Here is a 12,258-nt window from a genome sequence, read left to right on the forward strand (position 1 = left end):
TGAGTTCGATCTGCTTTACAAAACCAAGAAAAAATACAAGGTGTTGGGTTATCGAACAAAAAAAGAGGTGTTTGGAACTGAATTTACATTGGTGGTGAGATACCATCCCGGAAGCTACAAAAAACAAAAGCAAACATATGAAAAAAAGAAGGTTGAAATTCTTAAGAAACTTTATGAAATAAAACAATCTGTCGTAAGAGTTGGGAAGGGGAAGAAAAAAAGTATCAAAAATGCACTGATCGATGCCTCAAAAGTTATCCCGGATGACTATAAGAAAGTGTTCCCGTTTGAAGGGTTTGAAAAAGAGAATGTGTTTAAGTTTTCGTTTGACGAAGAGGCTGAGAAAAAATTAGCACTAACTTTTGGCAAGACGATTTTATTTACAGACATGCATGACTGGGATACAGAAAAAATTGTGAAAACGTACAATCAGAAAGACTTTGTTGAAAAAGATTTTATGTGGATGAAGGGATTGATGATAATATCTATGAAACCTTTTTTTCTCCGGAAAGATAAAAGGATAAAGGTGCATTCATTCCTTTGTGTTATGGGTTTGGTATTCTACAGGTTTTTGCTATGGAAATTGAAGAAACAAGAGGAGATGCTCTCCGAGACGCGAGTTATTGAAGAACTTGAGAAGATTAGAGTTGTCTTGGTGAAAAGGGGTGACCAGGAACCGCAGTTTATGTTTGAAACTATGGGATTAGATCAGATGAGACTTTTTGCTGCACTTGGACTGGAAACGGTTTTGAAGGAGACTTGATTTAAAAGTTTTATTTAAAATTTGTTGGTGGCAACAAAAAACGATAGTGTGAGGGGTTGTTTTTTGGGATCTTTCAAAGTAAGGGAAAACTGAACCATTAATTATGGAGATGGTATCTCTCGGTCTGGAAGTTCCACAGGGACTCGCCAAAGAGATAGCGTCAAGAGAGGACGCTTTTTATTATCTTGAACGCATTCTTCATGATGAAAAATACTGGTATCAAGGTGGGCCTGGAGACGCATGGACGCCATATCATGCCATTCACATACTACCTCTAATAAAGACAAATGATGCTCTTGAGCTTTTGCTTGATACGATGAAAGACAAGAGAGATGCTTTAGGCGGTTGGATTACAGAAAGCACCCCGACTTTGCTTGCCGCTTTTGGTGAAAGTGCAATAGAACGACTGACGGAATATGTCCTCAATGAAACACTTGACCTGTATGTTCGAGGTTCGGTTGCCACTGCTTTAAATGTAATTGCTCATCAGTATCCTGATAGAAAAGATGACATAAAATCCTTCATCTCAAACCTTTTGGAGAACACAAATGATCAGACTTTCGCAGCATTCTTAATAGATGAATTGCTTTCATTCAAAGATCCGAACCTTCTACCTCAGGTAGGTAAAGCATTTGGAGATGGGAGAATTGATACGGAAGTAATAAGTCGAGATGATATCGATTGGGTTTTCAATTTGCCAGAGGAAGAGCAAAGTTACAGCAAATTTATGAAAGATCCGTTAGAACATTTTTCAAAAGAGAAAATCAACTACCTTAGAACAATTTCATATCCAGAGTCAAAAACTCCCATGAAAGCGAAGAAAATAGGCCGTAATGATCCATCTTATATTCCGCAGGTATATTTTGAAAACGAATCTTTTTCTATAACATCTAATGATGCCGATTGATTATGATTTTCGATATTTGTAGATAAAATACTCTGAAATAACCATCTCTATTTTCTTCGAATGGTAGTCAGATCATGTATGCAAAGTACGCAAATATAAATCTGCAATGCTGCAATGTAAATATAATACCCTTTAAATACTTGAAACCGCTACCATAAGAAATTATTCAATTTTTGTAGATTACCTGCGGAAAGTGAGATCCATGCCCCTGTGGTTCTGGAAAGAAGTACAAGAAGTGTTGCATGAAAATGGAGAAATAAAATAATAACACAGATCAAACAAAAGGAGCACATTCATACACCTATTTGTTTGGGTTTTTGAGCATGTATATGCTCCACAAAACCAGCGAGGTTGGCTACCAAGTTCGTATATCTATCATACGAGTATGAACTCAATTCTAACCATACTTTTCTGAAAGTTGGTCCTCATGACAACGCCAACGACTTATACACCGCATCTATCGGATCCTCATAAAAAGAGATCTGAAATTTGCTAAATAAATCTGGTGGTACAGTTGACATTTTTGATGCAACTGATATTGGGATAAGAACTTTCCTAGCTCCAGCATCCATGCAAACCTGCAAGAGGTCAGATAAATTGTCTATACTACTAATAGAACCGCCTATAGTAATTGTACCCAGGATTGCAGTTTGTTTTTGCACTGGCTTCTCCAGAGCACCTGAACATAAACTAAGAAAACCCGCAAGAGCCAGATCATCAGACATTCCCACACCTGTCAGGTCTTGCACATGTAAATGGAAATCTTTTTCTTTTATTGAAATACCTTGACTGACTGATTTTGCATTTGCCTTGAAATAGTTAAATGCAGTCTGAATAGCTTCTTTAGCTTTTGGATTTGAACCAAGACCTGATTTATCATATTTTCCGGAACCAGGGACAACCTGTAACTCTATCTTGTACACTCCAATCTTGCTGGAGGAAGCAGCAGACACTGCGTAAACCTGCCCTGGTTTTGTCATCCCTGCAGGAATGATCTTTCTTCCACCGCTTTCCGGGACCGTTACAAAATGTTCAATCATATCTTCATTGTCGATATAAGAGAAATTAACATCGAAAAATTCGATCCCACCGATTTTCTTTAACTGCTCCTTAACCCTTCTTCGTCCCACCATTGCATATTCAAGGATCTCCTGTGCTTCCTCTTTGGATATGTTCCCGTCAGGGTATACCAGCTTCATTAAACCGGAAAATGTCTTTTTCACTGCTATGACATCTCTCTGGTTCAGATTATTTCCTAACTTGAAATAATTAAATATATTGTCACTGAAAGACCTTTTCCTCATTTCTCTGAGGAATTCAGCAAAATAATCCACGATAAAGCCATACCTGTCAGTGAAGTGTTCCGGCCTGAACTTTGGAACTTCCCATCCCGGCAGATAATAGTGGATCCTGTCAAAAAATGCACTATCGTTATTCATTCCTTCGGGGAATGGAGCAAACAGGTGGAATGTTTTGAGCAACGATGATATGCTCTGGTTAACATTGCCAACAAATACAACTGATGCATTTGCATTTATCTGGTCTTTTCCCCTGGCAAATGAACCGGATGCCATGTAATCTTTGAGAATCTGTATCCCGTCCTTGTCTTTAAACCGTATCCCTGCAACTTCATCAAAAGCAACAACATCCCACAGCCCCACGAGTCCCACCTGTCTTGTACTCATGTTATAGAACAGGTTTGCTACTGTGGTTTGTCCGCCGGATATCAATATAGAGTTGGGGGATATCTCTTTGTAGACGTGAGATTTACCGGTGTTTCTCGGTCCGAGTTCACACATATTATAATTGTTTTCCACAAGAGGTACGAGACGTTCCAGTAAATGCCATTTTGCCGGATATTCCAGTTGTGCTGGTTCCATTCCGATGGTTCTTAATAAAGTGTCAATCCATTCATCTTTTGTGAAGTTCTTCCTCAGTTCTATGAACTCGTTTATGTTCACATTCGGGATTTGTATGGGTTTTAAGTTAGAGATCATAAATGGGGACTGGGAAGTTTCAGATAAATATTCCATCTTGATGATGCACCAGATACCACCACCGAGCAGTTTTTCATATTTTTTTACATAAAATGGGTCAACTTCTACTTTCGAGATTCCCAGATTGGAGAACAATGCTTCATAAACATCCCGTCTTTCATTGAGCCTAACTGTAACTTTGTCTATTATAGTATAGTATCCAGTTTCCCGTATTTTTGACTTGATCAATTCAGCTTCATCAGGACGGACGTAATTCTCTGATAGTATATTTTTTACTTTCTTGACGCCTTCCTTGATAAGGTCTTCATCATCTGTGGCACAGTTTGATCCTAAGAGGTATTCTAACACATATACGGGAACATTATGACCTACTTTCATTAGTTTAGTGAGGTCCTTTCTTACCACCTTTCCCGGGAAATAGGTGTTTAGTTTATCATCAATCTCAGTGCCTGAATCTATATCTGCCATTTTTATCTGCCTGACTTATTGATTATTGAATTTATTAGAAATCATCTGTTATTAGAATGTCTACTATCATGGGAATCTCAAATATTTCCTGCTGCAAAGCCTTTGAATCGTCATCTTTCCCAATTAAATTATAAGTTTTATTTTCGATATCGCTACTCAGGGTTAAAATTACTTCCTGGATCCTTTCTTCTGGTTCATCAGAAGTACTGTCTGCAATCACCAGTTTTTCGTCACTGACCTTTTGTCCATCAGTATCATACAAGGCAAGCTTGAAACTCAGCGGTTCACGTTTGTCGGTCACCTTTCCTGTTTGTAGTAATTTTACCTTAAAGGTGCTGTTGGTTATCTTTCTATGGTAATCTAAGACTGTAACCTTCACTTTACCATGTTCTATCCCTTTTCTATCAAGGTCTGATTCATATTTATTTTGGCTGTAAATAAGGACAGGTATCACAATTTCCTGCAATGAAGCCCCACCATGGACATAATTCACTCCTCCGCCTTGTGATTTGAAACGCAGGTCTGCTAATGGGACGTATATATGCATCTGCTTATCTGAATTCATTGTTGGAGCCATATTGAATTTGTGTATATTTCGTAGCGTAATATCCTGTTCGCTTATGATGAAACGCTTTTTAGCCTCGATGATCTTGCTTTTATCAAAATCCTGTGTTTCAAGTTTATCAACGTTTTCGAGATGTTCTCTTTTATAGATGAAACCATGGTCTGATGTGACTATGATTTTTGACACATTGAGAGATCTCCCCAGAAGTTTGATCATCTTGTTAATATCCTGTATAGCAGATTCCACTGCATTGAAGACATTATGTTCTGAAGATCTATTATCTCCTGTTTCGTCAATCCTGTTGTGATATATGTAAATAACCCTTTTTTTGGTCTCATTTCTTGCGTCGTTTATTTTTAGCGCCTTGAGATCATCGAACTTAAATACATTAGAATCGCTGACACGATTTGACAGGATCTTACCTCTGTTTTCAGTTCCTTCCGAATCAATTCCATCTACAAAGATATGATTGTTCCTGTATTCGAGCTTATTATGCGGCAGCAGGCTTGCCATTCCAAGCTTTGTGTATGATGGAAGTGAGCTTGCCATTGCTTTTAGTTCGATAGTGCCTATTGAGCTTTTGTTAATCACATCTTTTAGTTCGACTGCTGTTTCGTATCGCAATCCATCTGATATGATGACTGCTACTTTATCCCTGTCATTTTTTCTGAGGATATTGTCTATATATATGCTGTAAAATTTGCTCTGGTTATCGATGAGTTCGATGTTCCATGTATCTTCAAGCTCTGAGCCGATCAGGTCGTTCCAGCGGGTGAGAAGTCTGTCAAGCAATTTATTATAAACATTTTCGACCATATCCTTGATATCTTTCTTGAGTATCTCTTTCTCACTGTCCTTATCATAGTGGTAATAGAACTTGCGGTAAAAATAATCAATTAGATAGTACCGGTTCATATATCCCTTAAAGAGTTCATTCAGGCTCTGCTCATTGATGCCTTCCTGTTCAATCTCTTTTGAGAACTGATGAAGCTTAATAGCATTTTCAAGGGCACAATAGATGTTTTTGTATACTTGATACCAGTGTTTTGTTTTTCTGTTGTCTATCCATTCAAGATATTTGTTGAAATCATCGCTGCCATCGGTAAGTTTCGTGACTATATTTTTGATAATGTTCTTGTCAAATAAGTCGATGGATTCGGCTTCAAGATAGTCTTCTACTTCGTATTTGTTCAGAAGTGATGTCAGACTATTCTCAAGTTTATGTCCGTCGGCTGCGAGCAAATTGTTACAGTAATCATCAAAATCTTTGGAGTCTTTTGAATGGTCCATCCATCCTCTTATGAATATCTCACATTCGTTGCTCTGTCTGCTGATATATTGTTCATAGGACTTCAAAACGACACTTGCATTCCTGTCTATGTGGGTTATTATGAAGCTAAGGAACAGTTTCTTCAGAGTCGGATGTTCTGATGAATACCCGAAACGCCTCCTGATAATATCCCAGAATTTATCCACAAGCCCGAATCTGTTGAATTCACCCCAGATTGTGTTATATTCTTCTTCCAGTGAACCCGTTAGCAGATTCCTGACTATCTCTTTTTGATCAATTGTAGATGATCTTGAAAGTGCTGCCAGCATTCCCAATACGAACTTATCCTCTTTCCAGTCATTGCAGTAATGCCGCTTGAAAGCTAAAACACGGTCTTTATTGGCAAAGAACTTTTCATGGTCTTCCAGCAATTTATCGAGGTCGTAACCTTCGATACCGAATTCACTTTTGATATCTGATATCGTGCTGTTCTCGAATCTGGATGAATAAAGTTGTATGTCAAGCAGCCAGTTGGATTGATCATCTCGTTCTGCTTCAGGTGAATAGATGAGATAATGCGACTCTGTGTCGTCTTTTTCAAGGAGCTTTTTTGTTTCGAAGAAGTTGTTGTTGAGTATGTGGAGATTTATGTCTTTTTCAGAGAGAGAGGATTTAATCTGCTCAAGTTCTTCCTCTTCTTTAACTGTCCCGTCCTTATCGTACCAGAATACGAGCTTTCTTTTCTCGTAGTCATCTTTGACTTCGAATTTTTTAAGGATGCTCCGGATTGTCTTTTCTATGTTTTGCATATGTTAAACCAGATCCTGATAAGGTCCTTTTTTACCACAGTGTTGACATGGCAATGTTACTCCATACGTACATTTATTACATTTTTCGCAATGCCATTCTCTCCAATCCCTGCATTCTCCACATGTTTCACAATGCCAGGTAGTATCATCTTGAACCACCTCATCCAAACAAAATGAATACCAGTACAAGGTCATGCATTCTTTGCATTCATATTCATTTAATAAATCCTTCAATTTGACGGTTTCACAGCCGCATGGCAACTCATGTTCCTCATCTAATTCTTCCTGTGACAGAGCTTTGACAATATTGATATTTTGAAGAGCACAGGTTGAATACTTTTCCACATCTATTTCATTAAACGGATTCTGGCAGTCAGTGCATCCACATTTGTCATCACATGGTTTATGATTTTTGAAACAGGCACACCGGTTATTTTTGCATCCGGATTTACAGTTACAATGATAGTTCTTTTTCATTTATATGACTCCTTAATCGTTATTTTCAAGGTTATCAAGATTAGCTAACAGTTCAGCTTTTCTTTGTTCCAGGGAGACAACTTGAGTTTTCAATGTCTTCAATTCCTTGTTGGTCTGTGCCAACTCTTTCTTGATTTTTTTCATCTCAATGCCCTCAATAATTTCATCTTGTGTTAGGCCAAATTCTTTTTGAGCGGACTTATCACTAAGAGTAGCCCCTTTCTTAAACCATGCTGAATTTATTGCCTTATCTTCCATCATCGTTCCATATTTTTAGTTTAAAAGTGAGTTGTCCAACGGGCTCTATCAACTCCTCAAACATCGCATAATTCACCACAACTCCATTATCAAGGTTTGGCCCCATTATGGCCCCTTTAGGAAGTAGACTGTCCCTGTCCCAGTGGTGCCGATATAGTTTCAAAATAGTGTCAATGTTCATACCCGATGTTACTTCAGGGAGTTTTTCAATAGTGGAAAGGGACAATGTGCTCATTCTTTTCCCCCCTCAGCTTCTTTGGATAAGAATGCCTTACCTTTAGCCGTCAGGCGGTATTTCTGGGTTGGGCTGCTTGGTGAATTTGGTAGAGTCATTTCAACGAATCCAGCATGAATCGCGGTTTTAGATAATCATAAACAAATGTCGGGCGGCTATTCAAACCAATGCATCTCATAGCATCCTGTCTTCCCAAAGCTTGGGTTTTAAGACAGAAGAGCAAAGACTTTACCTGTTCGGTTACCTGTTCGGTTACCTGTTCGGTTACCTGTTCGGTTACCTGTTCGGTTACTTGTTCGGTTACTTGTTCGGTCGATGTCTTGGAGACTTCAGTCGCCATTGATTCAGCAAGATATACGGTAAAGCGGACACGCATGCCAATCTCTTCAATTGTGGGCTCTGGAAGGTTTTTTTCCTCAGCCTCTTCTAAAATACGACGAAAACCACTGCCCCATTGCTCGATCAGATCCAATTCCCTGAACACACGGGCAATCACTCTATTGCGTATCTTGGATACACCCTGCCTCACATCTTCGATAGTCATACCTGGAAGCAGGATGCCTGGATTCTCTATCTCTACCCTGTCATTGTAAATAGCAACCCGCAATGGTGCGCCTATCTGTGAATAATCAGCATGCACAATGGTCAGGGGAATGCTCCACACATCGCGGCGGTGTATCTGTGAAAAGTCAGCTCCCCGCATAGCGTGCTTTTTTATGAAATCAATTACACGTTCGACGGCAATAGGCAGGTGCTCGTGGATCTCTATATGATCGAAAATGACGCTTTTAGTTGTGCCGGCAAAACGTCCACATTGGATCCAGGCATCAGAAAAGCGCTCTTCACGTTCAATCCCAAAAAGCAATACTCCGCCGATGGTAGGAACCAGTCGTCCCTGTTCTCGCTTGAGCAGTTTCAGGGTGAGCAGCTCTTTTTCACTCAACTCGCGCTTGTCTTTAAACAGCGCTTTTGCCGCAACTATGTCCAATAAATCTGCACTCAGCTCGGGCAAGGGCATTTCGTCAAATGCAATGCCTTCAGCACTGCGTTTAAGCTCTGCGATCAGCTCCCGGTCAGCCTTTCGGTTGGTAGAACCCAGCCGTACATAAACACCCTCACTTGCCCCTTCACTTTTAAGCCAGTGTGGACGAGAACCACTGGGATATACCTCCACTCCCAGCAAAGTCTTATCTTTCAAAGCGATCAGTTCCACATTGGGCACCAATCGCGGCTCTATATTGTCAGCGATTAAATTGCATATGCGTTCTTCTTCATCCAGTGGGTTTTCGACACCTAAAACCTCTCTGGTTCTGTCTTCCACTCCGATCAGTAAGCGTCCTCCGGCTGTGTTGGCAAAAGCTACTGCTGATTCGATGGTTCGTTCATCGAATTTTTCTTTAAATTCTATGTTTTCGGATTCTCCGGTTTTGATGAGTTCTGGTAGGTTCATATTTTTGGTTTAAGAATTTGCATTTATTTGATTTTTCAATAAAACTCAGATTCTTCTGTCGATTAGTTTTTCAATAAGATCATATGTTTCAGATATGCCTGCTGGTGTATTGTAGTCTACTCTACACTGGGCACTCTTAAAGTAGCTGCTATGCGAATATGTCTCCCCTTTTTGATATCTTCGATCCTTTTCATCTGATACATTTTTTCTAACAATAGTAACAGTATATTTGTAGCCGTCTTCGATGTTTGTTTGTGAAAAGTCCAGCTGGTTTGCCATTAGGTATTTGTATATACCATAGCTTAGAAGCTCATCGCTGTGCTCAAGAAGATCATCAGCATCTATCCGATTTTTTTTCTTTTCGACAACCAGTTTCATTATAAGATAGCTGTTGTATATCTGCAGATAAACAGGTGAATTTTTATCGCCATCTAAAAGCTGTGCCAGTGGGTTTTCCTGGTTCGTCGCATCGAATACTTCTTCTAACACTTTGGATACGGAGTTTTTAGCGATTTCGGGTTTTTCGTAATATGTTGCATACCAGAATTTAATTGCTTTTTCACTGGTTATTGATTCATGCATATCTTTGCTCAATTGGTTGGTGAAAATTTCTCCTCTTTTTGAGATATATGCAATACCTTTGTTTTCAAAGAGCAATTTCACATATTTCTGGAAGTCTTTGTTGCTGATTTTGTCCCTGAAATTGATTGAAGTCTGGGTATTTGTAGCTTCAGTGATTTTATTTACAAGACCTTGATTTTTTGTTTCGTACAGGCGGACAGTAAGGTAAATATCGTCCAATTTTGTTTTATCTTTCTCATAGATTCCATGTATTACTTTTGTCGTTTGTAAACCGTTGACTATAACCGGATTTACGACCGGTACGATATATTGACCTGCTTGTTGATTTGAAGGTATTTGCATTTCATCGCACAGGATTGTTATACCGTTGTTTAAGAAGGGGAAATAGATTGATTCAGATGTGTTCTCCAGAGTCTCTTTTATCTTGCGGTTGGTTTTATTATATCCCAAAAAACCTCTGATGTTTTCTGAAAACAACTTGTCTTCAGTGCCATTGGTTTTGATCTCAAGGTCAACCAGTTCACACAATTCCAATGCCTTCATCCTGAAATTGACGGCTTTGACGTTCAATATTGAAAATGAGATTAGTGCCTGCGGCTCTTTTGGTGATATATTTGATTTTTCTGCATTAAATGTAAATTTAATTTCTTTTCTTCTTCTATCGCTTTTAATTAAATTCTCAATCAGCTTATCCAGCTCATTGAAATCAAATATTACGAAGTTATTAGCAGGATCATTATATGATTCGAACAGGTCTTTGTTTGCAGCGTATTTTGTATCTTCTATATCCCCATTAAATATAAAGTTCAGATGATGCTCTATATGGTATCCTTTTTTGGTGATTGAAATGTATTCATCCAGTTTAGGCATCAACTCTTGGGTATTGGGTTTGTCTCTTTTTCCTTTCAAAAAAACTTCTTCAAAATCGTGTTTTAATTTCTCTAACTGGTTTTGTTTCAGTCCTTTCGAATTCTTACACTGGAATACTTCCATAACATAGAATCCATCCTGTTCATCGAAAGAGATTCCATCAATTCCGCCATCAACCGAGCTATTAATTAATACATCTGCAAAAATTTCATCAAATGTCTTGTCAAGAATAGCTGCCATTGAGAATATTTCAAATGCCTTATCCGTACCGATATTGAATTTTTCAGCGATCTTATCCAGGTAAGTCGTGATGAATAATTCTTTGTTGCTCATTTAAATCTCCTCTGAGTTTATTTAATTCCCTTTCAAGCTGTCTGCTGATTTCGTAATTATATTTCAAAGCCGGACACCAAATTTCTTTTTAAAATCTGAACTGGAAATAGTCCCTTCTTTTTTTATTGATTCAAGCTTCCGGATATACTCTGGTTTGACATGATGCAGATCGTTATCTATATCCTCTATGGTTTCTTCGATGGATAATATTTTTGTTTTTATGAAATCAAGGTCTGATACTATTCTTTCTAATAATTCTGCTTCAAGCATATTATACCTCTGTATTTTTTATTTCGTCGGGATAGACAATATCATTATCGCAGTAAATGGATTGACCCCTTACAATAATTTCAGTAGATTTTGACGACAATCTGCGACCGTATTCTTTTTTTGGTACAGGAAATATTTCAAAACACAACAAACTGAAACTTTCCTCCTGGAACTTGCTCACACCAGCTAAGTGTGGATTATTGATCTTCGATTTGTACGTATTTATCGACATTCACACCTCCATCATCCAGATCAATATCTGCAAGTCTGACGTTCCTTGCAGGATATTTGTCCCAGCTCATTCCTGTTGAGTGCAGGTGCATTTGTGCCACTTCCTGCGCACTCATGGCACGATTGCTGCTGTCCACTCTTTTGAGGCATCTGCCTTTTTTTGATATGGGTTTGATTGGATTTTCTTTGATTTTCACTGCTATGACTGTTTTTCCATCGACTTTGATCTTTTCCAGTTCAGGGATTATGCGGGGGTTTGTGCTTTGAGAAATTTGATTTGCCCACTGGTTGAGTGTTTCTTTTCCGACATTTATGCCTTTGATATTGTTTTTATCAGATACGCCTATGAAGATTATGCCGCCCTTTGTGTTGGCAAAAGCTACTGCTGATTCAATGGTTTGCTCATCGAATTTTTCTTTGAATTCGATGTTTTCGGATTCTCCGGTTTTGATGAGGTCTGGTAGGTTCATATCTGTGTTGTAGAATTATCTCATAGTGTTAATTCATCGGAAATGGATGATTTATTTTCTATGGAATATGACTTTGAACTGTTCGTTCTCTTTCTCTTCAATGAAATCAACAGTTATCCCTGCGTTTTTGCATTCATGCATGATTCTCTGAATGCCTGTCCCGATCCCTCGATAGGGTATATCTTCAATATCCTTAAGCATGGAAACTAGGATTGGGTTACGTTCGATGTGGATTCCCATTTTTATAGATTGTCGAGTAGAGCCCATAGCGCACCTCTTGTTGGGGTAATAGCCCCGAGGTTA

13 protein-coding genes and 1 pseudogene are annotated in these 12,258 nt (G+C 38.6%); 3 read left to right on the plus strand and 11 right to left on the minus strand.

Going from position 1 to position 12,258, the window contains the following annotated elements; genetic code table 11:
• Positions 1 to 67: 67 nt before the first annotated feature.
• From IBX40_06535 to IBX40_06545, 3 genes and pseudogenes are all read left to right on the plus strand, one after another.
• Complete coding sequence (locus IBX40_06535) at positions 68 to 763, plus strand: hypothetical protein (protein ID MBE0523970.1); 696 nt, start codon at positions 68 to 70, stop codon at positions 761 to 763.
• 103 nt (positions 764 to 866) lie between these two features.
• Positions 867 to 1,670 (plus strand): DUF1186 domain-containing protein, encoded by an 804-nt coding sequence (locus IBX40_06540; GenBank protein ID MBE0523971.1) that lies wholly within the window; start codon positions 867 to 869, stop codon positions 1,668 to 1,670.
• 179 nt (positions 1,671 to 1,849) lie between these two features.
• Positions 1,850 to 1,930: pseudogene (locus IBX40_06545) on the plus strand (SEC-C domain-containing protein).
• A 165-nt stretch (positions 1,931 to 2,095) separates the two neighbouring features.
• Here IBX40_06545 and brxL read toward each other — a convergent pair.
• From brxL to IBX40_06600, 11 genes are all read right to left on the minus strand, one after another.
• Complete coding sequence (gene brxL / locus IBX40_06550) at positions 2,096 to 4,135, minus strand: protease Lon-related BREX system protein BrxL (GenBank protein MBE0523972.1); 2,040 nt, start codon at positions 4,133 to 4,135, stop codon at positions 2,096 to 2,098.
• Positions 4,136 to 4,169: 34 nt separating this feature from the next.
• A complete protein-coding gene (pglZ, locus tag IBX40_06555; protein MBE0523973.1) occupies positions 4,170 to 6,779 on the minus strand; it encodes a BREX-1 system phosphatase PglZ type A in 2,610 nt (869 codons plus the stop codon).
• A 3-nt stretch (positions 6,780 to 6,782) separates the two neighbouring features.
• A complete protein-coding gene (locus IBX40_06560; GenBank protein MBE0523974.1) occupies positions 6,783 to 7,256 on the minus strand; it encodes a hypothetical protein in 474 nt (157 codons plus the stop codon).
• A gap of 12 nt (positions 7,257 to 7,268) precedes the next feature.
• The gene (locus IBX40_06565) at positions 7,269 to 7,514 is read right to left on the minus strand and encodes a hypothetical protein (GenBank protein MBE0523975.1); all 246 of its coding nucleotides are present in this window, start codon (positions 7,512 to 7,514) and stop codon (positions 7,269 to 7,271) included.
• Entirely contained in the window at positions 7,504 to 7,749 is a 246-nt protein-coding gene (locus IBX40_06570; GenBank protein ID MBE0523976.1) for a hypothetical protein, read from the minus strand. Before IBX40_06570 ends, IBX40_06565 begins: the two co-directional genes overlap by 11 nt.
• 94 nt (positions 7,750 to 7,843) lie before the next feature.
• Positions 7,844 to 9,199 (minus strand): putative DNA binding domain-containing protein, encoded by a 1,356-nt coding sequence (locus IBX40_06575; GenBank protein ID MBE0523977.1) that lies wholly within the window; start codon positions 9,197 to 9,199, stop codon positions 7,844 to 7,846.
• A 45-nt stretch (positions 9,200 to 9,244) separates the two neighbouring features.
• Positions 9,245 to 10,984 (minus strand): AIPR family protein, encoded by a 1,740-nt coding sequence (locus IBX40_06580; protein MBE0523978.1) that lies wholly within the window; start codon positions 10,982 to 10,984, stop codon positions 9,245 to 9,247.
• 63 nt (positions 10,985 to 11,047) lie between these two features.
• Positions 11,048 to 11,254 carry a hypothetical protein gene (locus IBX40_06585; protein MBE0523979.1) on the minus strand — a complete coding sequence of 69 codons (207 nt, stop codon included), beginning with the start codon at positions 11,252 to 11,254 and terminating at the stop codon, positions 11,048 to 11,050.
• 1 nt (position 11,255) lies between these two features.
• A complete protein-coding gene (locus tag IBX40_06590; protein MBE0523980.1) occupies positions 11,256 to 11,486 on the minus strand; it encodes a hypothetical protein in 231 nt (76 codons plus the stop codon).
• Positions 11,452 to 11,955 carry a putative DNA binding domain-containing protein gene (locus IBX40_06595; protein ID MBE0523981.1) on the minus strand — a complete coding sequence of 168 codons (504 nt, stop codon included), beginning with the start codon at positions 11,953 to 11,955 and terminating at the stop codon, positions 11,452 to 11,454. Before IBX40_06595 ends, IBX40_06590 begins: the two co-directional genes overlap by 35 nt.
• Positions 11,956 to 12,006: 51 nt before the next feature.
• A complete protein-coding gene (locus IBX40_06600; protein ID MBE0523982.1) occupies positions 12,007 to 12,222 on the minus strand; it encodes a hypothetical protein in 216 nt (71 codons plus the stop codon).
• Between the last annotated feature and the right edge of the window lie 36 nt (positions 12,223 to 12,258).

Source organism: Methanosarcinales archaeon, from assembly GCA_014859725.1.
In the GTDB taxonomy this organism is placed as follows: domain Archaea; phylum Halobacteriota; class Methanosarcinia; order Methanosarcinales; family Methanocomedenaceae; genus Kmv04.